The organism is Massilia sp. DD77 (assembly GCF_036961685.1).
GTDB lineage: Bacteria > Pseudomonadota > Gammaproteobacteria > Burkholderiales > Burkholderiaceae_D > Telluria.
This window is the reverse complement of record NZ_JBAMDH010000024.1, coordinates 71,468-98,281: the sequence shown is the minus strand read 5'-3', so window position 1 is coordinate 98,281 and position 26,814 is coordinate 71,468. Positions and strand designations below refer to the sequence as shown.

19 protein-coding genes are annotated in these 26,814 nt (G+C 67.6%); 4 read left to right on the top strand and 15 right to left on the bottom strand.

What is annotated here, in order from left to right:
• Positions 1–368 precede the first annotated feature (368 nt).
• The 15 genes from V7778_RS15970 to V7778_RS15900 all read right to left on the bottom strand — a co-directional run bounded on the left by V7778_RS15970 (position 369) and on the right by V7778_RS15900 (position 19,041).
• On the bottom strand, positions 369–2,057 hold the full coding sequence (locus V7778_RS15970) for a PAS domain-containing protein (RefSeq protein ID WP_335557030.1): 1,689 nt from the start codon (positions 2,055–2,057) through the stop codon (positions 369–371).
• Positions 2,058–2,154: 97 nt separating this feature from the next.
• Positions 2,155–4,287 (bottom strand): DUF7024 domain-containing protein, encoded by a 2,133-nt coding sequence (locus V7778_RS15965; protein WP_335557028.1) that lies wholly within the window; start codon positions 4,285–4,287, stop codon positions 2,155–2,157.
• Positions 4,260–5,039 carry a PIG-L family deacetylase gene (locus tag V7778_RS15960; RefSeq protein WP_335557027.1) on the bottom strand — a complete coding sequence of 260 codons (780 nt, stop codon included), beginning with the start codon at positions 5,037–5,039 and terminating at the stop codon, positions 4,260–4,262. Before V7778_RS15960 ends, V7778_RS15965 begins: the two co-directional genes overlap by 28 nt.
• Positions 5,029–5,874 (bottom strand): GNAT family N-acetyltransferase, encoded by an 846-nt coding sequence (locus V7778_RS15955; protein ID WP_335557025.1) that lies wholly within the window; start codon positions 5,872–5,874, stop codon positions 5,029–5,031. Before V7778_RS15955 ends, V7778_RS15960 begins: the two co-directional genes overlap by 11 nt.
• On the bottom strand, positions 5,874–6,248 hold the full coding sequence (locus V7778_RS15950) for a GtrA family protein (protein ID WP_335557024.1): 375 nt from the start codon (positions 6,246–6,248) through the stop codon (positions 5,874–5,876). The genes V7778_RS15955 and V7778_RS15950 overlap by 1 nt, the downstream gene beginning before the upstream one ends.
• Positions 6,241–7,293, bottom strand: a complete 1,053-nt coding sequence (locus V7778_RS15945; protein ID WP_335557022.1) for a glycosyltransferase family 2 protein — start codon at positions 7,291–7,293, stop codon at positions 6,241–6,243. The genes V7778_RS15950 and V7778_RS15945 overlap by 8 nt, the downstream gene beginning before the upstream one ends.
• Entirely contained in the window at positions 7,290–10,208 is a 2,919-nt protein-coding gene (locus V7778_RS15940) for a glycosyltransferase (RefSeq protein ID WP_335557020.1), read from the bottom strand. Before V7778_RS15940 ends, V7778_RS15945 begins: the two co-directional genes overlap by 4 nt.
• Before the next feature lie 3 nt (positions 10,209–10,211).
• Positions 10,212–11,477: an FkbM family methyltransferase gene (locus V7778_RS15935; protein ID WP_335557018.1), complete on the bottom strand. Its 1,266-nt coding sequence runs from the start codon at positions 11,475–11,477 to the stop codon at positions 10,212–10,214.
• Entirely contained in the window at positions 11,474–12,514 is a 1,041-nt protein-coding gene (locus tag V7778_RS15930) for an FkbM family methyltransferase (protein ID WP_335557016.1), read from the bottom strand. The genes V7778_RS15935 and V7778_RS15930 overlap by 4 nt, the downstream gene beginning before the upstream one ends.
• 18 nt (positions 12,515–12,532) lie before the next feature.
• Positions 12,533–13,807, bottom strand: a complete 1,275-nt coding sequence (locus tag V7778_RS15925; protein ID WP_335557014.1) for an ABC transporter ATP-binding protein — start codon at positions 13,805–13,807, stop codon at positions 12,533–12,535.
• The gene (locus V7778_RS15920) at positions 13,807–14,604 is read right to left on the bottom strand and encodes an ABC transporter permease (RefSeq protein WP_335557012.1); all 798 of its coding nucleotides are present in this window, start codon (positions 14,602–14,604) and stop codon (positions 13,807–13,809) included. Before V7778_RS15920 ends, V7778_RS15925 begins: the two co-directional genes overlap by 1 nt.
• 168 nt (positions 14,605–14,772) lie before the next feature.
• Positions 14,773–15,525 carry a Crp/Fnr family transcriptional regulator gene (locus V7778_RS15915; RefSeq protein ID WP_335557010.1) on the bottom strand — a complete coding sequence of 251 codons (753 nt, stop codon included), beginning with the start codon at positions 15,523–15,525 and terminating at the stop codon, positions 14,773–14,775.
• Between the two features lie 17 nt (positions 15,526–15,542).
• Entirely contained in the window at positions 15,543–15,884 is a 342-nt protein-coding gene (locus V7778_RS15910; RefSeq protein ID WP_335557009.1) for a hypothetical protein, read from the bottom strand.
• Between the two features lie 32 nt (positions 15,885–15,916).
• Complete coding sequence (locus V7778_RS15905; protein WP_335557007.1) at positions 15,917–17,200, bottom strand: tetratricopeptide repeat protein; 1,284 nt, start codon at positions 17,198–17,200, stop codon at positions 15,917–15,919.
• Positions 17,197–19,041, bottom strand: coding sequence for a CHASE2 domain-containing protein (locus V7778_RS15900; protein WP_335557005.1), 1,845 nt, complete (start codon positions 19,039–19,041; stop codon positions 17,197–17,199). The genes V7778_RS15905 and V7778_RS15900 overlap by 4 nt, the downstream gene beginning before the upstream one ends.
• 310 nt (positions 19,042–19,351) lie before the next feature.
• Between V7778_RS15900 and V7778_RS15895 the strand changes: the two genes are divergently transcribed.
• From V7778_RS15895 to V7778_RS15880, 4 genes are all read left to right on the top strand, one after another.
• Positions 19,352–20,686 (top strand): FecR family protein, encoded by a 1,335-nt coding sequence (locus V7778_RS15895; protein WP_335557003.1) that lies wholly within the window; start codon positions 19,352–19,354, stop codon positions 20,684–20,686.
• A 373-nt stretch (positions 20,687–21,059) separates the two neighbouring features.
• A complete protein-coding gene (locus V7778_RS15890) occupies positions 21,060–23,273 on the top strand; it encodes a DUF4214 domain-containing protein (protein WP_335557001.1) in 2,214 nt (737 codons plus the stop codon).
• A 251-nt stretch (positions 23,274–23,524) separates the two neighbouring features.
• Positions 23,525–25,462, top strand: a complete 1,938-nt coding sequence (locus V7778_RS15885) for a type I secretion system permease/ATPase (RefSeq protein WP_335557000.1) — start codon at positions 23,525–23,527, stop codon at positions 25,460–25,462.
• Positions 25,462–26,814 (top strand): HlyD family type I secretion periplasmic adaptor subunit, encoded by a 1,353-nt coding sequence (locus V7778_RS15880; RefSeq protein WP_335556998.1) that lies wholly within the window; start codon positions 25,462–25,464, stop codon positions 26,812–26,814. Before V7778_RS15885 ends, V7778_RS15880 begins: the two co-directional genes overlap by 1 nt.

The following is a 26,814-nucleotide window of genomic DNA, read 5'->3' as shown; positions in this document are numbered from 1 at the left end:
CGGCGGCATGGGCCCGAGCCCGCGCCGCGAGAAGGTCGATCCGTGGTTCCTCAAGCCCTACGAGCCGACCAGCGCCCCGCGCAAGGACACCGCCGCGCCGGTGGCCCAGGCCAAGCCGGGCAAGCAGAAGCTGGCTTTCCTGCTGGGCGGCGTGCCGAAGCAGTGAGCGGTGTGCGCTGAATGAACGAGGGCCGGGGTGCGATGCATCCCGGCCCTTTGTGTTTGATGTTTCGCGACGCCCGTCGTAGGGTGGGCGGGTCTCCCGCCCACGCGGTGATAGTTGGCAGCAAGGTCATCGAGCCGGAACACGGAGCCGATACCAACCAAGGCGTCGGCGGCGGAGCCGCCAACCCAACAGCGTCAGGCCATCAAGGCGCTCTCTTGAGCGCCGCCTTGATCCGGTCCAGCAGCTCCTGGTGGTGATAGGGCTTGGCCAGCACGTCCAGCCCCTCGCCGCGCCCGCCGCGCCCGGGCAGCTCGTCCATGTAGCCGGTGGTCACCAGCACCGGCAGCCCGGGCCGCTTCTGGCGCGCCGCGGCGATCAGCTGCAGGCCGTTCATCCCGCCCGGCATGATCACGTCGGTGAACAGCAGGTCGACCTTGGCGCCGCCGTCGAGCAGCGCCAGCGCGCGCTCGCCGCTGGGCGCCGTCAGCACCTGGTAGCCGGCCATGCTCAGCATGCCGTCGGCCAGCTCGCGCACGTCGTCGTTGTCCTCGACCACCAGGATGTGGCAATCGCCGCCGCGCGGCAGCACCGGGGCTTCCTCGTCCGCCGCCCCGGCGCCGGGGCGGGCCTGCTCGCTGACGGGGAACACCATCCGCACCCGGGTTCCCTCGCCGGGCGCGCTTTCGATGTCGAGCTTGCCGCGCGACTGCTGCACGAAGCCGTGCACCATCGCCAGTCCCAGCCCGGTACCCGGGCCCTTGGTAGTGAAGAAAGGCTCGGTGGCGCGGCGCCGTACATCCTCGGTCATGCCTTCGCCCTGGTCGAGCACGCAGATGCAGACGTAGTCGCCGTCCGGCAGCTTGAGGTCGCGCCGGCGTTCCGCGCTCAGGATGGTGGTGCCGACCGTCACCGCGCCGCCCTGCGGCATGGCGTCGCGGGCGTTGATCACCACGTTCAGCAGCGCCATCTCGAGGTAGACCGGGTCGACCGTGCAGGCCGGCAGGCCGGGCCGCAGGTCCAGGCGCAGCGCCAGTTTGTCGCCCAGGGTGCGCACCAGCATGTCGGAGAACTCGACCACCAGGCTGTTCAGGCTCAGGCTGCGCGGCTCCAGGCGCTGCTTGCGCGCGAAGCTGAGCAGCTGCTGGGTGAGCTTGCCGGCCTGCATGGTGGCGCGCTGGGCGCGCCGGATCGGTTCCAGCGCGCCGCTGCCCGCGCCGGCGCCGAGCAGGGCCACCTCGAGGTTGCCATTGATGACCTGGAGCAGGTTGTTGAAGTCGTGCGCCATGCCGGCCGAGAGCTGGCCGATCGCTTCCATCTTCTGCGACTGCAGGTAGGATTCCTGGCGCGAGCGGCGTTCGGTGATGTCCATCTGCGAAGCGAAGAAATAGAGCAGCTTGCCGTCCTGGTCGAAGATCGGCCCCAGGTAGAGACCGTTCCAGAAGGGCGTGCCGTCGGCCTTGTAGTTGAGGATGTCGACGGCGACCGCGCGCTGTTCCGCGACGGCCTGGCGCACCTCGGCCACGGTGGCGCGGTCGGTATCCGGCCCCTGCAGGAGGCGGCAGTTGCGGCCCAGGACATCCTTTTCCTCGTAGCCGGTGAGGTCGAGGAAGGCGTTGTTGGCGAACACGATCGGATTGTCTTCCTGGCGCGGATCGGTCACCACCATCGGCATGCGGGTCATCTCGACGGCGGCGAAGAAGATATTGCCGCGCTCCTCCAGGCCGCCGTGCTCGATATAGCTGGCCTGCCAGTGCTTGACGCCGGGATTGCCGAGCGGATTGGCGATACTGCCCTCGACCTCGCCGTCGGCCGGCACGCCCATGCTTTGGCCGCCGCCCTGGACGTCCAGCGGTTTTTTGAGCGTATCGTCTTTTTCGGGGCCGAGTACCATGAAGCGCAATCCTGGCGAAAGTTTGGCTCCACTCTAGCGGGTTTGGCCTGTGCGGCTCCGTTCGAGAGCGCACACAGGCCCGGACTCCGACCTGCCTCTAGCCGCCGTCGCCGATGCTGACCTCGGCGATGCCGATGCCCAGTGCGCGGTCGTCCGCCCACTGGCCCAGGCTGCGCGGCGTGGTCGGGCGCGGCACCTCGATCGCCAGGCTGCGCTGGGCGCCGTCCGTGTACAGGCGCAGCTTGACTTCCTGCAGGCTGGGGCCGAGCCGGAACTGCGCGCTCTCGCCGCCGATGCGCAGGGTGAAGGGCAGCGTGGTGTTGTCGGCGAAGGCCTGGGCCTTGAGCAGCACGTCGGCCACTTTCGGCAGCGGACGGTCGAAATGCAGCACCACCTGCTTGCCGGTGGACCAGCGTCCCCAAGGCTCGGCGACCGACAGGCCGTCGGCGCCGCGCACTAGGCCGCCGTAGGGACGGGACAGGTGGAAGGCGCCGAGCGAACGGAAGTCGCCGGCCAGGCGCCACAGCGCATAGTCGCCGGTCACCGCCGCCGGGGTCGCCGCGCCTTCCGGCAGCGCGTGGCGGCCGATCACGAGCAGCCACTTGTGGCGCGCCGGCAGCTGGTAGGCATCGATCGGCGCGTCCTTCGGCAGTTCCAGCATGCCCGTGTCCTGGTGATCGATGTGGAACTGGGCGCGCATGATGTCCATCATGGCGCTGCCCGCCACCGTGACCTGGCCATGTTCGGCTTTCGGGATGGTCCGGTAGGCCAGCTTGCCGGCCGCGTCGGGCGGCCAGTCGCGCCGCACCTGGCTCAGGTAGCGGTCGTTCTCGAAGGCGCCGATGGCCAGGGTGAAGGGCACCGCCGCGAACAGGAACAGCGGCGCGGCGAAGCGGCTGCCGGCCGCCCACAACAGCAGCACCGCCAGGTTGACGGCGGCCAGGGTCCAGCCCTGCCAGGACTGCAGGTTGAGCGCGGCGATTTCCGGTCCGTCGATCGGCGTCGGCGAATAGCGCGGCAGCAGCACCAGGGCGGCGAGGACCGCGGCGCCGACCAGGGCCGCCACCAGCCAGGCCAGGCGCGGATGCTGGCGCCGCTCCTGGTGCCTGCCGAGCGGCGCGGCGGCGATCAGCAGCAGCAGCGGGAACACGAAGCTGTAGTAGCGCAGGTGCAGGCGCACCACTTCGAGCGGCCCCAGGCCGGCGATCGAGGCGGTGTACATCACGGTGACGCCGGCGGCCGATCCCAGCATCAGGAAGCTGTACAAGGTCAGGCGGTTGAGCGCGGCGTCCGCCTGGCGCCGTGCTGCGCCACTGACCAGGGCCAGGGCCAGCATCGCCATCGGCAAGGGCAGCAGCACGGCCAGCACCATGAGGTGGCCGCGGCCGTTGACGAAAGCCGGCGGCGCCAGGGACAGCAGGGAACGGCCGGCGCCGGAGTGGGCGGCGGTGGCGTAGAAACTGCCGAACAGGCTCAGTCCCGGCTCGCCGGCCAGCACATAGCCGACCCCGAACTTGGCCAGCACGGTGGCGACCGCGGCCAGCACGGCCGAGATGAAACCGTCGGTCAGCCAGGCGCCGCGGGGTTCGCGCAGCCAGGCGGCGCAGGCCAGGTAGAGGCAGAGGGCGGGCAGCAGGAACAGGGCGTGCACCTTGACCAGGCTCATCACGCCGAGCACGGCGCCGCTCGCCAGGCCGAGGCGCGCCGCGCTCCAGCGGGTATGGTTGAGGGCCATCCAGCTCAGGACGATGAAGCCGAAGTAATACATGGCTTCCGGCATGAACAGGGCCGTATACAGATTGAAGGGCGCGAGCAGGGACAGCAGGGTGACGGCCACCGCCGCCGCGGGGCGCGCGACACGCCGCCCGATCAGGTAGACGAAGGGGCCGGCGCCGACGAAGAGCAGGGCATTACCGATGCGCACGCAGTCGAGGAAGCCGCTGCCGCAGGAGGTGCTGGCGCTGAACAGCCAGAGATAGAGGTAGGACGGCACGATGGCTTCGGCCAGCGGCTGCAGGCGCGCCATCTTGCTGTAATACCACTCGTCGGCAAAGATCACCGGATTCAGGCCCAGGTGGCGGTGCAGCAGCCAGGCGAACACGGCGGCGAGACCGGCCGCCAGGCATAGCCAGGCGAGGCGGTCGCCGGCGGCGCGCGGGAGGGAAGCGGAAGCCGGAACGGCCGGGGTGGGTTGTGTTCTCATCATGGCGGCAAGGGGGCGGCGCGCCATGCGCGCAGCGCCTCGTTCATTGATTCCCAGGTAAAGAATTGGCGTTTTTCATAATACAGCGCACCCGCATGCGGGCGCTCCCTCAGGCGGGCCGGGTCCACCGGCTGCAAGGCCTGGACCCCGCGCAGCAGGTAATGCAGCAGCACGAAGGGGAACAGCCCGATCCAGGTGACGCGCTGCGAAGGATAGGACAGGCACAGGCGCAGGTAGCGCAGCCGCTCGCGCCAGGGAATGGCGCGCGCGCTCACGGGACCGTTCTGCGGCAGCGGCGCCAGCACCCGGAACAGGGGGCCGGGCAGGCCAGCGGCCTGGTACAGCGAATACTGCCAGGTGCGCGCCAGCAGGCCGTGGCGGCCGGCCGCGTCGAGGGCGAGCGCGTGCAGGGCGTCGTGGTCGTGGTGGCCGCCTTCCCAGGCCGTCACGTGCAGCGAGTCGACCTGGGCGAACGCGCCGATCCAGGCGGCGATCCAGGCGCCCGCCGCGTGCAGGTGCGCGGGCAGGCGCGCGTCGCCGATCCCCAGTTCCTGGCCGGCGAACGCCACGTCCTCGCGCGCCACGCCCAGGCGTGCCAGGACGGCGAGCGATTCGGCGTTGCGCCGGGCCGCCGTGGCGCCGGCTGTCGCGCCGTCGGTCAGGTAGGCGCAGGCGACCCGCAGGCCGCGGCGGCGGCAATCGGCGATACGCGCGAAGACGCCGAATTCGTCGTCCTGGTGCGCGAACAGGAACAGCGCGGCCGCGGGCTCAGTAGGCATCGAAGTCGAGGAAGCTGAACTGGATGCGGCTCGGGTCGAGGGCGCCGACGCGCGCGCTGAAGGAACGGTAGATCAGGTTCAGCGGCGAGGGCCGCAGGCGCATCGGGATGCTGAGGTAGTTGCCGTAGCGGCTGGAGGCGTCGGGCGCCAGGCCGATGAAAAGGCGCAGCGGCGACAGCATCGGGCCGCCGGCCCGGGGCGCCGCCGGCTGCTCCAGTTCGGCGTAGGCGGGCAGCCCGGCGCCGAAGGCGGCCGCGTGGAACTGGCTGCGTCCGTCCCGGCTGCGCGACCACACCGGATTGTGCGGGTTGGCGCAGCGCCAGGCCAGGGCCGCGTCGCTCCAGCTGCGCTCGAAGGACAGCTCGCGCGCCGGCGCCTTGGGCGCATGGCGCAGGGCGCCCAGGCCGATGCGGGCTTCCAGAGGACGCACCAGCTGGAAACCCAGCTTGCGCACGAAGCCGGGGGTGCTGTTGGCATTGGCCACGCCGTAGACGCCGTCGTAGCCGCCCGCCATGCCGGCCTCGAAGGTCATGGCGGCCAGCTTCGTGAACAGGCCCTTGCCCTGGTAGTCCGGGTGGGTGGCCGTGTTCAGCGACAGCAGCACCGGCACCTCGCGCCCTTCGACCCAGGCGCGCGCCGGCACGCACACGTAGTGCGCCGCCAGGCGCTCGCCATCCCAGGCGTCGAAGCCGACCGGCTGGCCGTCGGGATTGTCGACGTAGAGCCAGGACAGGTAGGCGGGCGTGAACTTGGCGACGCCGGGGAAGCAGGCCCCGAACAGGTCGCTGTAGCGGGCCAGATGGTCATGGTCAACCTGAACGGGAGCGAAGCGCATCACTTGAAGATCCAGTATTTGCTGAGCAGGTAGCCGTTCACCGCCACCAGGGGCAGCGAGACGATCTTCCCGGCCAGCGGGTTGTCGACGAAGGAAGCGGCCAGCGTCACGCAGGCGATGGTCAGGAGGTAGTTCAGGCCGACCACGCACAGGTAGCGCGCGAAGTTGGCGGCCGACGCCGCCTGCTCGAAGGTGACCCGGCTATGGAAGGCGTAGTTCACCAGCAGGCCGGTGCCGAAGCCGGCGCTGGCCGCGGCCGTGTGGTGCACGCCGCTCGCCAGCAGCAGCTGCATGGTGCCGACATCGACCCCGGCGCACAGCAGGCCGCCGATGAGGAACACGGCGAACTGGCGCCGGCGCAGGGCGTCAATCATTGCGGACCTGCTGTTCGCGGCGCCGGAACAGGGTGCGCTTGTGCAGGGGACGGCGCGGGACCGAGGCGATGTCGTAGGCAATGAAGGCCAGGATCAGCTGCACGCCCATGATCACCGGCAGCGCGGCCACCATCACGGTGCCGGCCGGGGTCGAGCTGCCGGCGCGCGCCGAGCTGATCCAGTGCGAAATGCCGTAGGCGCTGCCGAACAGCGTGAGCAGCACGCCCAGCGGCAGTTCGAGCGAGGCCAGCGACATGTTGCGCAGGTAGTAGTTGTAGAACAGGCGCTTGAAGAAGTTGCGCACGTTCTTGGCCAGGAACTCGGTGACCACCTTCGACACCTTCAGATTGCTGACCTCGTCGCCGTAGAACGCGTCCATCGGCACGTCGACCGCCACCGCGCCCAGGGTATTCAGGCGGAACAGCATGTCGCTCTCGAAGAAGTAGCGCTTGCTGATCTTGTCGAAGGGCAGGAAGCGCGCCGCGTCGGCGTGGATCGCGGTGTAGCCGTTGGTCGGATCGAACAGGTCCCAGTAGCCCGAGGACAGCTTGGTCATGAAGGACAGCATGGCGTTGCCGAACAGGCGTACCGGCGGCATCGACCCCAGGCGCTCCAGGTTGAAGAAGCGGTTGCCCTTGGTGTAGTCGGCCTCGCCGGCCAGGATCGGCGCGACGAAGGTCGGGATCAGGCGCGCGTCCATCTGGCCGTCGCCGTCGATCTTGACGATCACGCGCGCGCCGTCGGCGATCGCGGCGCGGTAGCCGGTCAGCACGGCGCCGCCCACGCCCTGGTTCTCGGCATGCTCCAGCACCACCACGCGCGGATCGCTGCAGTTGGCGCGCACGAAGTCGCCGCTGTGCTCGGGACACTTGTCGTCGATGACGTAGATGCGCGCCACTTCCGGCCCGATGCCCGCGATGACGCCGAGGATGTGGCGGATCACGCGGTAGCTCGGGATCACGACCGCGATGGTGTCGCTGCCGGCGTCCGCGCCGGGAATGCGATGCGCGCTTGCGCTTGCGCCGATGGTTTGCGGTGCGTTCATGGGGCGCTGTCTCCGGTGCCCGGCAGGATGCGGTACCACTGCTGGCGCACCAGGGCATCGAGCACCTGTTGCGCGCTCTGGTCCCAGGTCAGCCATGGCATGTTCGATGAGGGCGGCGCCTTGCCCTCGGCGTGCAGGGCCAGCCAGCGGGTGACCGCGCCGGCCAGGTCCTCGGGCGCCAGGCCCTCGAAGTAATAGGCGTGTTCGCCCGCGACTTCGCGGAACACGGGCAGGCTGCGCGCCAGGATCGGAATGCCGTGCTGGGCCGCCTCGATCAGCGGCAGGCCGAAGCCTTCGCCTTCGGACGGGGCCAGCAGCGCGGAGGAGCTGGCGTAGAGCTTGAGCAGCATCTCGTCCGAGATGCCGGGCAGCCAGAACAGGCGCCGGCCTTTTTCAGGGTGGCTTGCCATGCGGTCGACCAGCTTGTCGACCATCCAGCCCTGCTTGCCGACGATGACCAGGTTGGCGTCCACGCCCTGCCGCCACAGCAGCTCGAAGGCGGCCAGGGCCTGAGTATGGCCCTTGCGCGGCTCCACCGTGCCCACCATCAGGAAGCTGGGGCGTTCGGCGAGGGCCTGCAGCACCTGGTCCGCGTCCGGCGGCAGGCCGAAGCTCGGGGCGCTGGCGTCGATGTCGGCGCCCAGGTGGAAGTGGCCCAGCTTGAGCGGGGCGCGGCGTTTCAGGTTCTGGCGCCCGATCCAGTCGGCCAGCTCGTCGGCGACGGCCCGCGAGATGCACAGCACGCCGTGCGACACCTTGTGCACGGTGCGCAGGAAGTCGCCGAAGTACTGTTCGGTCCCGAAGGGGAAGACCTCGGGGCGCAGCATCGGCAGCACGTCGAACACGACGAACACGACCTCGAGCCCGCGGTCGCGCATCGACAGCAGCTGGGCTTCGTTCTGGGTGGTGCCGGTGGTGAACAGGTCGAGGCCGAAGAAGACGTCCCCCGGACGCAGCTCGGCCGGCGCGTCTTCCATCGGCAGGTCCGGTTCGCCCACCAGCTTGATGCCGAAACGGCGCGCGTAGTGGTAGGGGCGGTTGCCGCCCAGCGAATACACGGGTTCGATGCGGAAACCCGGCGGCGGAACGGCGATCATGGACAGCAGGATGCTGCGAACCACGCGCTGGATGCCGGTCTTGAGGTCGGACTGGATCAGGGCCGAGACATCCACCAGCAGCTGGCGCTGGGCGGACGGCGGGCGGTTGAAGGCGATCGCGGCGGCCAGGTCATGCAGCTCGGATGCGGGACAAAGCGGGGCGGCCGCGCGCACCGTGGCGGCGTAGGCCGCGTGGCGGCCGCGCCGCGCCAGCCGCTCGATGGCGTCGTGGTACAGGGCGCCGACGTGGGCGGGTGCGTGCTCGCGCGCCATGTGCTCCTGGGCGCGCTGCGCCAGGCCGGCGCGCAGCGCGCCGTCGCCGCGCAGGCGCTCCAGGGCCGTGGTCAGCTCGTAGTTGGGGAATTCGTCCTGCAGCTTGATCAGCAGCTCATCCGCGATCGACGCGGTCGATCCGTGCGCGTTGACGATGGTGGGCACGCCGTACAGCAGGCAGTCGAGCACCGAGGCCGAAGTCTCGCCGCGGGTGCTGCTCCTGAGCTGCACCGCGCAGTCGCAGGCGGCCAGCCAGTCGGCATAGGCGGCGGCGTCGACGAAGCCGGTGATGCGGATGCGTTCCGCAGCCGGGCTGGCCGCGATACGGTCCATCAACTTGGCGCCATAGGGGCCGGGATCGTTCTCGCCGACGAACACCAGGTGGCAGGCCGGGTCCTGGGCCTGTGCCGAGGCCAGCCAGGCGTCGAGCAGCTCGGCATTGAGCTTGGTGCGGCCCAGCATGCCGAAGGTGCAGACCGCGTAGTCGCCGTCCTTCAGGCCCAGACGCGCACGCGCGGCGGCGCGGGCATCAGGCGTGCCGGATTCCGGAGGGCGGCCGCGCAGCAGCGGGATCGTGGCCCAGCCGTCGGCGGCGCCCGGGCCGTACCAATGCGTGGCCAGCTCCTTCGGGAAATCCGAATGGACGATGACGCCTTGCGCGCTGTCCAGCACACCCTTGTTGAGCGGGTACTTCCAGATGGCCGGGTTGCGGCCGTCCTTCATGTGGTCGAGCAGGCCGCTGTAGCCGTGCGACTCGTACAGCGCGCGCAGGAAGCCCTTGTCCAGGTAGCCTTCTCGCTCCAGGTTGTCGAGCACGCCGGAGAAATAAAAGTCGTGCAGCACCACCACGCCCGGCACCTCGCGCACCAGTTCGAACATGTGCTGGTGGGCGTGCGAATTGCCGAAGTGGTAGAGCACGCGGTCGACCGCGTGCGCGTTGGCGCGCAGCCAGTCGGGATCGCGCAGAGGCAGGCCGGCGAGGCGCGCGTCGTCCACCTTGTCCTGGGCCACGACCAGCTCGATGTCGTAGTACTTCGCCAGCTCCGGCACCAGTTCGGCGCTGTAGTCGGCGATGCCGGATTTCTGGGGCGGGAGCGGCGACACGTAGGCCAGGCGCGGGCGCGCGGCCGGCGCCGCGGGGCCATTGTGCTCGGCGACGGTCGCGCTCAGGGCGGTCCACAGCTGGTGCGGATCGGCGCCGCGCGGATCGGCATGCAGTGTGTGCCAGGGCGCCTCGCCAAGGGCGCCGGCGGCGCGCGCGCCGCGCTCGATGGACAGCGTCACGCCAGGTTCCAGGCCGCCCAGGGCGTGGCGGCGCAGCAGCTCGCGCGTGCGCCCGCCGGAAGGGATGTCGAAGGCGCGCACGCGCGCCGGGCCGAGGGCCGGCTCCAGGCGCAGGCTCTCCAGCGCCACCGGGTCGTGCAGCGGGGCCGCGGCCCACAATTCGTGAGCGCCCGGGTTCTGGCGCGCCAGGGTCAGGGCAAGGGCGACGGCGGCCGGGTCGACGCGGCCATGGTGGCCCAACAGGTCGATGACGATGCGCATGGTTCAGGAATCCGTATGAAGGCGGCGGGCGCGCTGCAGGTCGGCCAGCACGGCGCGCACCGATGCCGGCAGGCCGCGCAGCTCGTCGGGCACCGGGGCAACGCCTTCCGGCAGCGGCTCGGGCGGGGTTTGCTTGATGGCGGACAGCGAGGCGGACACGCGCCGGTTGAGCGCCGGGAAGCGCAGCAGGACCGGGATCAGGAGCCGGCGCAGCGCTTCGCTGCGCGTCAGGCGGGTGACGATGCGGCGCAGGCGCTGCGGCCGGCGCAGCGCCTGCACCAGGCGCCCGGCCAGGCGCAGCGGGCGGGTCACGCGCCACGAGGTGCTGGCATGGATCGCGATGATGGTCGCTTCCATGCTCTTGGCCCAGGCCAGCAGTTTCTCGGCATTGGCCTGTTCCAGTGCCACGGTCTGGGTCAGGGCGCCGATCTGTGCGTCGGCGTGCATCTTTTCCTGGGCCGCCTGCTCGACGCGGGCGTTGGCCACGTCGAGCCGCTCCTGCAGCTCGCTGGCATGCTCGAGCGCGTCGCGCAGCGCGTCGTTGGCCGCGCGGCCGTTGCGCCAGGCCGCGTCCAGGTGGTGCGAGATGAATTCATCGAACACATTGGGCTGGATGCCGAACTTGTCCAGCAGCTCGGAATGTTCCTGGGCCACGTAGTAGCGGTTCAGGCCATCGAACCAGGCATAGCGGTAGCCCTGGCCGAGCACCAGCGGCTCCCAGCTCGCGTGGTTGGTCTCGCGGCTGTTCGGCAAGGTCGCCTCGATCACCAGTACCCACGGGCGCCAGCGCGCGAAGTCCATCCCGCGCAGCACTTCGCCCTCGAAGCCTTCGACGTCCACCTTCAGGAAATGGATCTCGCCGTGCACATGCTCGGCGCAGACCGAGGCCAGGGTGCGCACCGGCACCTTCAGCTCGGTGACTTCGTGGCCTTCGGCGCGGTGCAGTTCGGCCACCGATTCCTCGGGCGAGGCCCAGCCGCGCACGGCCGGCACGTCGTACAAGGTGAGCTCGCCGTTGGCGGCGCCGGCCGCGATGGCCAGGTTGACGTCGCGCGGGCGCTGTTCCAGGAAGGCCTGGTGGAAGGAGGGCAGGGGCTCGATGCTGATGCCATGCCAGCCGCGGTCGTAGAAGGCCTTGGTGACCGAGTGCTCGACCGGATCGTTGGCGCCGACGTCGATGTAGAAGCCGCCCTGCACGTGGCCGAGGGCGCGCCACAGCAGCACGTCCTCGCTGTTCTGGGAATAGGAAACGAAGTAGTCCTGGTTCATGCGCTGGCGTCCTCGAACAGGTTGCCGAAGCCGGCGCGGCGCGCCAGGGCGGCGGCGGCGGAAGGCTTGTCGTACACGAACAACAGTACCAGGGCCTGGGCCAGCAGGTCGTCGGCGTGTGCGCCTTCGCGCACGAAGACCGCGTCACCCCAGCCCAGGCGGTCGCGCGAGCGCTGGCCGGCGCCATCCACGCTCGGATAGCGGCACAGCGAGTAAAAGTCCAGCAGGTAGAAGCCGGCCGCGCGCAGCAGGGTCTCGATCTCGGAGAACAGGCCCTGGCCGGCATAGATCGGCGCGAACGAGACTTCGCAGTGCACGACGTTGGTGCGCGCCAAGACGGCGCCCGCATGCCGCAGCACCGGCAATTCGAAACCCTGGATGTCGAGTTTCAGGAAGTCGACCGGACCGGTCTGCGCCAGGACGTCGTCGAGGCGGCTGGTCGCCACGCGCTCGGTGCGCAGGGTGTGCAGGTGCTCGAGGTCGAGCAGCTGGCCGGTGAGTTCGCGGTTAAAGGGCAGCAGCGAGCAGGTGGCGTCGTCGTTGTTGATGTGGAAGGTCTGTTCGGCGCCGTCGCCGATGAAGGTCGGGTAGAGCGTGACCCGGCTGTCCGGGTTGCGCAGGCGGCTGGCCTCGATCTTTTCCTGCTGCGGCTCGAAGCCGATGATCCGGTAGGGCAGGCCCTGGCGGGTCAGCGGCGCGTAAATGTGCTCTTCGGTCTCGAGCTCCTGGGCGCCGATGTCGACCACGGTGAGCGGGCGCGCCAGCAGCTTCGCGGCGGCCGCGGCCACGCCGCGCTTCAGGTCTTCCAGGCTGCCCTGGTCGCCGTGCGACTGGCGGTATTCCTCGGACGCCATCAGCGCGGCGACGAGTTCCTGTGCGCCGGCGCCTTCGGCCAGGCGCGCGCCCCAGTACTGCAGGCCGGCCGGATCGGGTTCGCGGCCCAGGAAGCCGCGGTACAGGCCGCGCACGACGGCGGCGTGGTCGGCGGCGCGATTTTCGGCATGGTCCTGGTCGGGATGTGCGCTAGTGTCGGACATGGATATCGGTAGGTTGGGTCAGCGGACGCTGAACTGCAGCTGCGGATGCAGGTTGACCAGGCCGCCCCAGGTGATGGAAGCGGGATTCGGGGCAACCACGAAGCTGTGCACCTCGTGCAGGTAGTTCAGCACTTTCTCGAACGAGCCTTCGCCATGGCCGCCGGCGCCCAGGCCAACGGTGATGGTGTATTCGTCCGGGAACAGCGACAGGTTCAGGGAAAAGCTGGCGGACAGCACCGCACCGGCCGCGGCCGGCCCAGGCGCGCGCCGCATGCAATAGCTGTTGGTCTCGAACAGGGTGGCGCCGAAGCGGTTGCGGATCTTGAAGCCGACGTGGGGGTCGAGCACGCCCTCGTGCAGCAGGTAGTCGATCTGCAGCGCCGCCGGCTCGTCCGCCACCAGTGTCGCGCGCTCGTGGCCGTGGCGGTCCAGCAGGCGCACCCCGACGCAGTCGGCCGCCGGGGTGGTGATGCTGCCGGTCTTGCCGGCCAGTGCGTGCATGTGCTCGCGCGCGACGGGTTGGGCGGGGGCGGTGTGGATCTGGATCGCGTCGGGCGCCTGGTCGGCGCGCCCCAGCAGCTCGGCCTGGTACAGGTCGAGGGCGTCGGCCGGCGCGCCGTCGAAGGCGACGCGGCCGCCGCGCAGGAAGATGCAGCGGTCGCAGATATTGAGGATGGTGCCGGCGCTGTGCGATACGAACAGCAGGGTGGTGCCGGCCTGGATGAAGCGCTCGATGCGGCTGTAGCACTTCTGCTGGAAGAACACGTCGCCCACGGCCAGCGCCTCGTCCACGATCAGGATGTCGGGACGCACGCAGGTGGCGACGCTGAAGGCCAGGCGCACCTGCATGCCGCTCGAGTAGACCCGTACCGGCTGGTCGATGTAGTCGCCGATGTCGGCGAACTCCAGGATCTCGGGCATGCGCGCCTCGATCTCATCGACGCCCAGTCCCAGCAGCTGGCCCGCCAGCACCGCGTTCTGGCGGCCGGTGAAATCGGGATGGAAGCCCATGCCCAGCTCGAGCAGGGCGGCCACGCGCCCGTGCAGGGTGACGGCGCCGACGGTGGGCTGGGTGGTGCCGGTGATCAGCTTGAGCAGGGTGCTCTTGCCGGCGCCGTTGACGCCGATCAGGCCGACCGATTCGCCCGGCCGGATGGTGAAGTCGATCTCCTGCAGCACCCACTTGAGCGCATGGCGCGGCCGTCCCGGCAGCATCCAGTCGGCCACCCGCGCCCAGCGCGAGCGGTACTGCTTGTAGGCCTTGCCCAGGCCTTGTGCGATGATCGCGCCCATTACAGCTCGTCCACCATTTCGCCGGCGCGCTTGCGGAACATGCGCAGGCCCAGCACGCACAGCAGCAGGGCCAGCACCAGCACCGGCGCCAGTGCGCCCCAGTCGGGCCATGCGTTCTTCACCAGGATGCCCTGGCAGGCCCCGATCAGCGGCGCCATCGGGTTGAAGGCCAGCAGCGGGCGCACGTGTTCCGGCAGGATCGAGGCTGGGTAGACGATGGGCGTGAACCAGAACCAGAACTGCATGGCGATGGTCATGAACTGGCCGACGTCGCGGAAAAAGACATTCAGGATGCCGCTCACCATGCCGATCCCCAGGGCCAGCAGGACCATCAGCAGCAGCACCGGCAGCAGGGCGGCATAGGCCAGGCCGGGGAAATTGCCGCTGGCGAGCAGGAAGACGGTGAACAGGCCGAAGATGATGCCGAAGTTGACGAGCGCGCTCAGCACCGCGATGACGGGCAGGGCGATGCGCGGGAAGCTGACCTTCTTGAGCAGGTTGGCCTGCTCGATGAACACGTTCTGGCCGCGGCCGACGATCTCGGCGAACAGGCCCCAGGTCAGGATGCCGGCGCACAGGTAGACCGAATAGGCCAGGTTCGAGTCGCTGCCGGGCAGGCGCGCGCGCATGACCTCGGCGAAGATCACCGTGTAGACCAGGATCATGGCGAGCGGGCTCAGGAGCGACCAGAGGGCGCCCAGGATCGCGTTCGCGTATTTCGACTGGAACTCGCGCTTGACGCTGCCCAGCACGAAACCGCGGTAGGCCCACAGGCCGCGCAGCATCAGGGGCATCATGGGGTAAACGGTGTGGGAAACGCCCCGCGCGGGGCCGGCGTTGGGGTTGGTGTCATCATAAGCAGGACCGGTGAGGGCGGAATTATACTCCACGGTCCAGCTGTCTTATTGTTCAATTGTAACGACTTGTCATGGCGCCGGGACAGGGTCCCTCCATGCCGGGGCCGCTCAGTCGCCCTGCGCCAGGCGCTGCAGGCCGGTGGGATCAAGGATGATGAGGCGGTGCGCCTCTTTCTGGACGATGCCTTGCTGGGCAAGGGTGAGCAGCGCGCGGGTGACGGTCTCGCGGCTGGTATTGATCATGTTGGCGATGTCCTGGTGGGTCGGGAGGTTCTCGACCACGCGCTGGCCGTCCTTGTCCAGGGTGTGCTGCATCAGCGAGATATAGGTATAGATCCGGCGCGTCGTATTGTTAATGCTGAGCAAGGCACGGAATTCGGAGTCGCGCTGGATCTTGTGCGCCAGGTGGCCCAGCATCTTGCGCGCCACCGAGGGCGAGTGCGAGAACAGGTGCAGGGCGGTGCTGGCCGGCAGGAAGGCGACCAGCACCTCGGTGGTGGCGACCACCGACGCCGAGCGGGTCGAGCTGTTGATCAGCGCGATCTCGCCGAAGAAGTCGCCCGCGGACAGCATGCGCAGGCCCACCGCGCGCCCGTCCTCGGTGACGTCGATCACCTGCAGCTGGCCGGACAGCAGGAACAGCAGGGCGTCGCCGTTGCCGCCCTTGTGCAGGACCACCGCGCGCTTCGGGAAATGGCGGTAGCGCAGTTCACCCTTGACCTTGAGGATCTCTTCGTCGGTCAGCTCGGACAAGAGCGGGATCTTGCGCAGGTGAACCTGAATCTGGCGCTCTTGCAATTCGGGCGCGGCAGCCGGTGCGGGCTGCTCGGAACGCGGGGAAAGCTTGGCGGTGGAACTCATCGATCGGTCAGGTCTCGTCAAAAGGGCCCATACAGGAACACGGGAAGGGCCACGGCGGCAATGCCGGCTGCGTTGGCGCCCATGTCGCGCCAGCAGAAGCGCCGTTCAGGCACCAGGGCCTGCAGGCATTCGACCAGCAAGCCTCCCAGCAGCAGGCCGGCCAGCCACAGCAGCGCCTCCTGGCGTTCCTGGGCCAGGCGCATGGCCAGCGCGGTGAGCACTGCAAAACCCGCGAAATGCAGGAGCTTGTCGTTCGGCAGGGGAGGCAGCCAGCTGTTGGGCACCAGGCACCCAAGGCCCAGCAACACCGCCGTGCAGATGAACAACCACGCTTCCAGCATCATCGGCTTTGTTTCCATCTTTATATCAAAGCCGGATTGTACCGTCACGCTCAGGGGTAACGCCACTGCCAGCTCAGCTGCAGCTGACGGTTATTGTACTGAAAGATGCTGATGTTTTCCCGGTTGCGTACCGCCCGTCCCTCCAGCACAACACTCTGGTATTTGCTGATTTGCCAAGCCAGCCCGGCGCGCACTACCTGGGTACGCTGCGAGCGGATCTGGTCGATCAGGAGTTCGGGCGAATAGGCGCTGGCGCTGTCCCAGGACTGGCGGGTATAGGACAGGTCGCCGCTCAGGTTCCAGCCGAGCGGCCGGCGCAGCGAGACGGTCAGGTAATTGCCGTGCCGGTTGCCGCCCGGGCGGTCGCCGCGCGCCTGGTCGCTGAGCAGGCCGCCGGTGGCGCTGGCCGCCAGGACGCCGAGCTGGTGCGTGACCTGGGCGCGCGCTTCGAGCACATTGGCATTGAAGGCCGGCAGCGAGACATAGTCGGTGTGGGTGGCGCTGGCGGTCAGGTAAAGCTGGGTGCGCGGCGGCAGCGGCAGGGGTGGCGCCAGGCGCGCCTGCAACTGGGTCTGTTTCTGGTAGAGGCGGCCGCCCAGGGTGGTCACGCCGGCGGTGCCGGTGGTGCGCAGGGCCCATTCGCCGAAGCGCCAGGGCGACTCGATGCCGGCATATAAAGCGGCCGTGTCGTAGCCGCGCATCTGGTCGTAGCGCCGCCCCAGCACCTGCACGAAGCCCAGGCTGCCGTTGGCGGTCACGTCGCGCACGTAGTCGGCGCTGACCGTGGTGTATTGGTCGCGCTGGGGCAGGAAGTCGGCCAGCAGGGGCAGTTCGATGTCGCCGTCGGGGCCGGTCACGATGAAGGTGGAATTGCTGGCGCCCTGGTTGACGTTGTCGTCGATCCCGCGCCCCAGGCTCACCGACAGCGAGCTGGACGGACGCCAGGCCTGGCAGCCGCTGTCGCGCGCCTCGGAGATCAGTTCCAGGATCTCGCGCGAGGGCGAAAAACGGGTCTCGACGTTGGCGAACAGCCGCTCGGCTTCGTCGCCGTGGCCCAGGCTGCACTGGATCAGCGCCAGGTCGAGCCAGGCGCCGGCGTGCTCCGGTTCCTGTTCGATCAGGCGCGACAGCGCTTTCGAGGCATCGCTCTTGCGTCCTTCGGCGAGCGATTGCAGGGCGGTCTGGTACAGGGCTTGCTGGGGCGTGACTTCGCCTTCGGCCGCCGTATCGGCAGCGGTACCGGCCGGCAGGTCGGCGCCGGCCGTTTGCGCACCCGCCCAGCCGGGCAGGCAGGCGAGCAGGAGCGTCAGGAGTACGGGAAAACGGGCGCTCATGCGGATATTCCTGGTACTGCGGAAGCCGGCGCCGCGCCGGACGGGTTCAAGCTGGAATCGAGGGTGTACAAGGGAGTCGGTTTTTCTTTGCCACGCAATAGGCGCTCTCCCAGCGGGAGGAAGCGGTGGCGCCGGCTGCGTTCGACGGCGCCGGGGCCGATGATGATGTGATGGGAAAAGTCGCGCGCGACCTGCTCGAGGCGGGCGGCGGTATTGACGCTGTCTCCGACCGCAGTATAAATGCTGCGGAAGGAAGTGCCAAAGTCGCCCGCCATGGCCTCGCCGCTTTCGATGCCGATCCGCACCCGCAGCGGCTTGTAGCCGGCGCGCACGCGCTCCTCGCTCAGGCGGGCGACGCGCAGGGTGATCTCGCGCGCCGCGTCCAGCGCCAGGTCGGCGTGCTGCTCGAGCGGCAAGGGCGCGCCCCAGAAGGCCATCATGCCATCGCCCGTGTACTTGTCCAGGGTGCCCTGGTGCCCGATCACGGGGCCGGTCAGGCAGTCGAGGAAGTCGCGCGTCAGGCGCGCCGCTTCTTCCACCGGCAGGGTCTCGACCTGGCCGGTATAGCCTTCCATGTCGGCCACCAGGGTGGTGACGTCGCGCTGGCGCGGACGCAGCGGGTCCTGCTCCTCGCTGCGCAGCAGCTCCTCGACCACGGCCGGGGCCACGTACTGGCGCAGGGTCTGCAGCAGGTGGCGCGAACGGCGCTGGGCCTGCTGCCACTGGTAAGGCACGGCCACCGCCAGCAGGAACAGGTTGGTGGCCAGCGGCCCAACCGGCGCGAACAGCGGATCGTGGGGTGCGACCAGGTAGGCCAGGCCCAGCCACAGGGCCGAGCTGGCGCCGAGCATCGCGATGCCGGCCGCGGCCGACAGGCGTGGCAGCTGCACGGTACACAGCACCACCGACACCAGCGCGAACAGGCAGGCCAGCAACCGTCCCGGCCACGGGGCGGGCGTCAGGCCGGCCTGGCGGTCGAGCAGGGCGGACAGGATGGTGGCTTGCACCCCCAGGCCCGGACGGCTGGCGGCGAGCGGGGTGGTGACCCGGTCCCCCATGCCCAGCGAGGACGAGCCGACGATTACCAGGCGGCCGCTGGCGCTGGACGGCACGATGCGCCGCTCCAGGATGTCGGCGGCGCTGACGACCGTGTAGGCGGGCCAGTCGCGCCGGTAAGGTACGCGCAGGTAGCCGTCGTGCAGGGTGGCGCCGTCGAGCGCGAGCGGCTCCTTGCCGGTGCAGCAATTCACCAGGGCCAGGGCCAGGGCCGGATAATGGCGGCCCTCGTACTCGGTCACCAGGGGCACGCGGCGCAGGGCGCCGTCCGGGTCGGGCACGAAACCGATCGCGCCGATGTGCGGGGCCGCGGCGAGCGCAGCGTAGTTGCCGATGAAGCCGGTGGCCGGGACGCCGCGCTGGCCGGGGTGGGGCGCCGCCCCGCCGCCCAGGTGGCCGTCGCGCACCGGCTGCGGGCGTGTGCGCGCGAAATCGAAGTCGAAGGCCTGGGCCGGCACCAGCGGGCCATGCCGGGCCAGCACGGCCAGGCGGGCGTCGCCCGGGGTACTGGAACTGGACGGGAGCACGATATCGAGGGCAATGCCGCGCGCGGCATAGTCGGTCAGCAGGATCTCGGCCAGGTCGGCCAGGCGTTCGCGCGGCCAGGGCCAGGGCCCGAGCTCGTCGAGCGAGGCCTCGTCGATGTCGACCACCAGGATGCGCGGCTCGGGCGCATCGCTGACCCGCAGGCGCAGGAAGGCGTCGCGCAGCCATTCGTCGGGCAGCACCGAAAGCTGCAGCTGTGCGAAACCGGCGCCCAGCCCGCCGTTGCGGGAAAGCGACAATTGCGGCAGGGATCCGTATTGCGACCAGACGGTCGCCAGGAAGGCGAGGGCCGCGATGACCCAGCGTCCGCGGGGTCGGGCTTGTGTTCTCGGTTCAGCCACGCGCGGCAGTGTACGAGCGTACTTTCGGTTAGTAAGCTGCCAGTATAACGCGCACAGTTGCTACCGCGCATGTGTTTTTCCTTGCCTTTTTGTAAATGCTACAAACTGTAACTCTTCAGGGACGGGAGCGGCTTTCCGATAGAATGTGATAGTCGTCACAGAACCGTGCCCGCACGACGGCTACATTGGCGGTTAAAAGGGGAATATCTTGCGAAACATACTTATTACAGCATTGCTTGCATGCGCGGCACCGCTCGCTTGCGCGGCCGATGCGGGCAAGATCATCTTCGTCGCCGGCAAGGCCAGTGCGGGCGAGCAGCCCGCGGTCGAAGGCGCCGCCGTCCAAGAAGGCCAGATGCTCAGCACGGGCAGCGATGGCTTCATCTATGTGAAGACGGTCGACAACGGCCTGTTCATCCTGCGTCCGCAAACCAAGGCGCGGATCGTTACCTATCATATCGACCAGGCCAACCCGGCCAACACCCGGATCAAGCTCGAGCTCCTGAGCGGCGTGGCGCGCAGCAAGTCCGGCGAGGCCGTCAAGCTGGCGCGCCAGAATTTCCGTTTCAATACCCCGGTCGCGGCGATCGGCGTGCGCGGCACCGACTTCACCGTCTTTACCGACGACGATACCTCGCGCGTGGCCGTGATCTCGGGCGGCGTGGTGGTGAGCGGCTTCACGGGCGGCTGCCGTCCGGAAGGCGGCGGGCCCTGCGAAGGCGAGGCCAGCCGCGAGCTGAGCGCCGCCCAGCGCGGCCAGCTGGTGCAGGTGCGCCGCGGCCAGGCCGCGCCCCAGGTGCTGCAGGCCAATCCGCTGTCGCCGGACCAGGTCTCGCCGCCGCGTAGCGACGAGCCGCTGGCGCGCAGCGGCACTGCCGGCGCGCCGAGCGCGAGCGTGGAAGCCATGAAGAATGCCGGGCTCAACGAGGCTATCGACAAGGTCGTCAACACGCCGTCGCCGGGGGGCGAGAAACCGGTTGATCCGGTCGATATGCCGCCGCCGGTGGTCGGAGTGCCCGAGCAGCCTGAGCGCGCCATCGTATGGGGGCGTTGGCAGAAAGTCGGCGCCTCGGCGCCGACCCTGAACTATGCCGCAGAGGGCGGCAAGAGCGAACTGATCGCATTGAACGGTGTTTTCGCGCTGTTCCGTACGCCGGGCAAGGATTATGTCGCGCCGAATAACGGCAGCGTCGGCTTTACCCTGCGCGGCAGCGAAGCTTATGTGAATACCGAATATGGGGCCGGCGTAATTACCTCGGCTCCGGCGACCTTGTCGAATGGCGCGCTGAACGTCAATTTCGGCGCGCGTACGTTTGCCACGAATATGGACCTGACGACGCGCGGTGGCGAAGTATTCGCTTTACATGCAGATGGCAGCGTGACCAGCGACGGGAAGTTAATCGGAAATGCGGCATCCGGCCGTCTTGGTTTCTTGAATCTCCACGGCCTGCTCAGTAGTGAGCGCGGCGGCTCGGCGGCCACGATTTTCGACGGTCGGCTTGACGATAAGCGTACGGTGAATGGCGGGGCGACCTGGCGCTGAAACGACATTAACGTGAATTTAAAAACCCTGGCTTTTTGCCGGGGTTTTTTTATTGTTGACATCTGTATGTCATTAGCGAATTGTTTCATTTGTTTCGGGATGTAACAGGCATCAAGGGAAGGGCTTGGCTTCGACGCGGGAAGAATTCCGTGGGAATTGGAGAGAAATGCCGCCGGCTGGACGGAAGTGCTTCCAGTTTGTCCGGAATTTGTGAAATTTTTGAATAAGATTGTCTGCTTTGTGATGGCCGTCACATATCGGTGCCGCTACCTTCTGTCATCATGCGGACCGTTGGACTTACAGAGGCACCCCAAGTATCTCTGCAACATTGAATCAACATTCGATCGATCGATCTTTTTTGGAGCTTTATCAAATGGCAATCGTTACCGCACACGTTGCAGCAGTTCAAGAACTGTATGTCGCTTACTTCAACCGTCCGGCTGATGTCGCTGGCCTGGACTACTGGACCAACATCGTTGCTAGCCAAGGCAGCACCGCTGCTGTGTCGGCAACCTTCGCTACTTCGCCAGAATACGTCGAAGCGTTCGAAGGCATGGACAGCGAAGAGATCGTCGACACGATCTATCAAAACCTGTTCGGCCGCGCTGCTGAAGCTGGTGGCAAGAAGTACTGGGCTGACCTGCTGACCGCCGGCACCATCAAGGTCGACACCATCGTCGCCGAAGTCGCCAACGCTGCCCTGACCACCGACGCAGAAGCTGTCGAGAACAAGGTTGCTGCCGCTACCGCCTTCACCAACGCCCTGGACACCCCGGCTGAGCAAGCTGGCTACGCTGGCGAAGATGCCCTGGCCCTGGCCAAGGAATTCATCACCGGCGTGACCACCGACGCATCGCTGGCCGCCGCTATCGCTCCGGCAGCCCTGGCTGCAAGCGTTGCCGGCGTTGTCGCTGCTGGCACCCCGTTCACCCTGCCGGGCGCCCTGGCGAACATGCTGGCTGCACAAGAAGCCAAGGCCGACGTGCTGGCTGACCTGGCAGAAAACGAAGCTGTCGCCGCTCAGCTGGACGCCAACGGCGACGACGATGTCGAAGCCGCTATCGAAGACGTGGTCGCTGCCACCGAAGGCGATATCGACGCCATCCTGCCGGGCTTCTCGACCGCATCGGCTGCAATGAAGGCCGCTCTGATCGCCGACGAGGAAGACGACCTGGCAACCGCCATGGAAGCCGCTGAAGGCACCCTGGCTGACGCGGAAGATGCTGTTGCCGAAGTCGAAGGCCTGGCTGAAGCCATCGCCGCAGCTGAAGAAGCATCGGCAGCTCAGGACGACGCGGAAACCGCTGCTGGCCTGGCCCTCAATGCCCAGAACGCCGCACTGGCCAACCTGGACACCCTGAACACCGGCGCAGTCGTGCTGACCGCTGGCACCAGCGTGACCGTCAATGCCGTGGTCAAGATCGAGTTCGACGCTACCGCTGAAGAGTACGAGCTGGCTGCAGGCGTGACCGAAGCCAACACCCCGGGTGTAACCGAAGCCCTGGAAGCGCTGAACGCGAACCTGGCTGCCGAGGCTGCCCTGACCGCTGCTAACACTGCGGAAACCAACGCACTGACCGCTGCCGACATCCTGGACGCATCCGACGACGGCACCCTGCTTGGTGACGTGGCTGACGCCTTCGAGTTCACCGACCTGGACACCGACGAACTGCCGACCTACGACCAGATCCTGGCTGAACAGTCGATCTTCGCTGACCGTATCGATGCGCTGGACGCTGTTGCCGGCGGCGCTGGCCAGTACGAAGCCGACCTGGCTACCCTGGCAGGCGCTGTCGCCGGTGCTGCTGACGCGACTGCAGCCGATGTCCTGCTGGACGCTGCCGTGGCCGATGGCTACATCACCGCTGCTGACGCTGCTGTGATCCTGGCTGCCTACAACGTTGCTCCGGCCGGTGTGACCACCGCCCTGGTCGAAGAAAACAGCTGGCTCGGCCGTTCGGATGCGCTCGACGCAGCCGTCACCGCCCTGCTGGCGGCGGAAACTGCTGAGGCCGACATCGGCAACCTGGCCGACGATCTGGCCGCTGCGGAAACCGCAGTGGGCGGCATCGCCGATGACGTGGAAGCCCTGGCTGAAGCCGTGGCTGCCTACGAAGAAGCGCAAGCCCTGGCTGACAGCGTCGCCGCTGCTGACGCAGCAATCGCTGCCGCCGCCAAGGTCATTACCGAAGAAGGCTTCGCTACCCCGATCGTCGTGGAGAACGCGATCACCGTGGCAACCGCCAAGGACGACATCTTCCTGGCAGGTTCGGCTGACGTGCAGATCCGCAGCATGGGCGTTCTGGGTCAGGACACCCTGTACGTGGGCACCACCCTGAAGTACAACGACACCGTGATCGGTTCGGGCACCGGTGAAACCGACCTGGACGAAGCTGGCGACAACGCCGTTCTGGAATTCTTCCTGAACGACATCGGCACCGGCGTCGAAGTTATCCTGGAAAACAAGTCCTTCGGTTCGGAATCGGGCGGCGCTGCTGACCTGACCGTGATCACCCTGGTCGGCGTTGACCTGGAAGACATCACCGTCGCCAACGGCTTCATCACCGTCGGCACCCCGGCTGCCTAATTTCTCGCCCGCTTCGCGGGCTTGAATGAAGCGTCAAACCCGCCACCGCAAGGTGGCGGGTTTTTTTTCGTCTGGCGCCGGCGTGGGGCAAGCGCAACTTTTACTGGTCAGAATTGCTACAGTTTGTGACGTGCATCACATGACTCAGCTGTTTTGATTCATAATAGCGACGCTGAACAATTTCCGGGAAGACCGGAGCTTGCGGCCGGTTCGCGCCTGTCCGAACTGCTGATCACCACGGTCATAGCCATATGAAAAAACTTCTTAACGAAAAAAACGAGATCGAACGCGCGCTCATCGCCTTCAAGCGGACGTTCCTGACGGTCGGCGTGTTCAGTGCGATCATCAACCTGCTGATGCTGACGCCCTCCCTGTACATGCTGCAGGTGTATGACCGGGTGCTGGCCAGCCGCAACGAAATCACCCTGCTGATGCTGACCGTCCTGATGCTGGGCGCCTTCCTGTTCGTGGCGGCGCTCGAAGTCGTGCGTTCCTTCGTGCTGGTGCGGGTCGGCGCCAAGTTCGACATGACGCTCAACAAGCGGGTCTATACCGCGGCCTTCGAGCAGAATCTCAAGCAGGCCGGCGGCAATGCCGGCCAGTCGCTGAGCGACCTGACTACCTTGCGGCAGTTCCTGACAGGGAATGCCTTGTTCGCCTTCTTCGACGCCCCCTGGTTCCCGGTTTACCTGATCGTCATTTTCCTGTTCGAGCCCATGCTGGGCCTGTTCGCACTCGGCGGCACGGTTATCCTGGTCATCCTGGCCATCGTCAATGAGAAGATCACCCGCCAGCCCCTGTCGGAAGCCAATTCGATGGCCATCTCGGCAAGCACCATGGCGACCAACAACCTGCGCAATGCCGAAGTCATCGAATCGATGGGCATGCTTCCCAACCTGATGGGCCGCTGGTTCAAGACCCATGGCAAGTTCCTGTCCTTGCAGGCGGATGCGAGCCAGAAGGCCGGCAGCATCGGCGCCGCCACCAAGTTCTTCCAGACCGCCCTGCAGTCGCTGGTGTTGGGTTTCGGCGCACTGCTGGTACTGGAAGATAAGATTACTCCCGGCATGATGATCGCCGCTTCCATCCTGGTCGGCCGTACCATGCAGCCGGTCCAGCAGGTGATCGGTGTCTGGAAGAGCTGGAGCACCACGCGCAGCGCCTATGAACGCCTGACCCGCCTGCTCGAGACCAACCCGGCGCGGCCGGCCGGCATGGCCCTGCCCAAGCCCCAGGGCGCCCTGACCGTGGAAGGTGTGACCGCGGCTCCGCCGGGCGTGAATACACCGATCGTGCGCAACGTCAACTTCGGCATTGCTCCGGGCGACGTGCTCGGCGTGATCGGCCCGAGTGGTTCCGGCAAATCGACCCTCGCCCGCCTGCTGGTCGGCGTGTGGCCTTCGATGGTCGGCAAGGTGCGCCTGGACGGCGCCGACATCTACCAGTGGAACAAGGCGGAACTCGGCCCGCATATCGGCTACCTGCCGCAGGATATCGAGCTGTTCAGCGGTACCGTGAGCGAGAACATTGCCCGCTTCGGTGAGGTCGATGCGGAGAAAGTCGTCGAGGCGGCCAAGCGCGCCGGCGTCCACGACATGATCCTGCACCTGCCCAAGGGCTACGACACGCCGCTGGGGGACGGCGGCGCAGGCCTGTCCGGCGGCCAGAAGCAGCGCCTTGGCCTGGCGCGCGCCATGTACGACGATCCGGCCCTGCTGGTGCTGGACGAGCCGAACTCGAACCTCGACGATGCAGGCGAGCAGGCGCTGGTCAACGCGGTGGTGGACCTGCGCAAGCGGGGCAAGACCATCATCCTGATCACGCACCGCCCGAGCGTCCTGGGCGCCACCAACAAGCTGCTCATGATGCGCGACGGTTCGGTCCAGGCCTTCGGCCCGACCCAGCAGGTACTGGCTGCGTTGCAGGAAGCCAGCAAGAAGGCGCTCGAAGCCGCGCAGCAGCAGGCTGGCCAGGCTGGACCGGCTCCCACTGCGCCGGCCGGTCCGGCTGCATCGCTCAGCGCCGCTGCGCGCGTGCGCCGCGACGCGGCCGCTGCCGCCGCTGCCAAGGCGTCCGCTGCGCAAGGCGCATCAGCCGCGCCGGCAGCGCCATCCTTTGCTCCCCAGGCTGCGGCGGCGCCCGCGCCTGCATCCTTTGCGCCGGCGGCCAACAATGGAGAACAGAACTGATGAAGTTGTTGAAGAACGATAGTGCGGAAGTCATTACCCATGATGTGACGCCGCTCGAAGTGAATACCGACGCGCGCGCGTTCAGCCGGATCGGCTGGTTCGTGGTGCTCGTTGGTGTTGGCGGTTTCCTGCTGTGGGCCTTGCTGGCGCCGCTGGACAAGGGTGTGCCCCTGTCCGGCACCGTGGCGGCCGAATCGAACCGCCAGGCTGTCCAGCACCAGGTCGGCGGCACGGTACAGCAACTGCTGGTACGCGATGGCGATGTGGTGAAAAAAGACCAGGTGCTGGTACGCATGAACCCGGTGGTCGCCCAGTCGGCGGTCGAGGTCACGGAAGCCCAATATCTGTCGGCGCTGGCCAATGTGGCGCGCTTGAGCGCCGAGCGGGACGGCCTGAAGAAGATCGCGTTCCCGGCCGAGCTGGAGAAGCGCCGCCTGGAGCCGCGCGTCATCGAATTGATGAACCTGCAGGACCAGCTCCTGATCTCGCGCCAGAGTTCTCTTCAGAATGAGCTTGGCGGCATCGACGAGAATATCGCCGGCCTCAAGTTGCAGATTTCCGGCCTGCAGGAATCGCGCGACAGCAAGAAGGAGCAGGTTTCCATCCTCAAGGAACAGCTGGCCGGCATGCGCGACCTGGCCAAGGAAGGCTATATTGCCCGCAACCGCCTGCTCGACCTGGAGCGCACCTACGCCCAGTTGAACGGTCAGATTTCCGAGGATATCGGCAACATTGGCCGCTCGCAGCGCCAGGTCGTGGAACTGAGCCTGCGCCGCGCCCAGCGTATCCAGGATTACCAGAAGGAAGTACGCAGCCAGCTATCCGAATTCCAGAAGGAGGCCGATGCCCAGGGCGCACGCCTGGACGCGCAGCGTTTCGAGCTGTCGAACGTCGAGGTGAAGGCGCCGGCCAGCGGCACGGTAGTGGGCCTGGCCGTGTTCACGAACGGCGGCGTGGTGCCGCCCGGCTTCAAGATGATGGACATCGTCCCCAACAACGCGCAGCTGATCGTCGATGGCCAGCTACCGGTGAACCTGGTCGACAAGGTCCATCCGGGCCTGCCGGTGGAGCTGATTTTCTCGGCATTCAACACCAACAAGACCCCGCACATCGACGGCGAGCTGACCCACGTGTCGGCCGACCGCAGCGTTGACGAGCAGACCGGTATTCCGTATTACCTGGTCAAAGTCAAGGTGACGCCGGAAGGCGCGCGCAAGATCGCCCGGCACAAGATGGACATTCGCTCCGGCATGCCCGTCGAGCTGTTCGTCAAGACCGGCGAGCGCACCATGATGAACTACCTGCTCAAGCCGATCATCGACCGTGCGCACTCGTCGATGAGCGAGGATTGA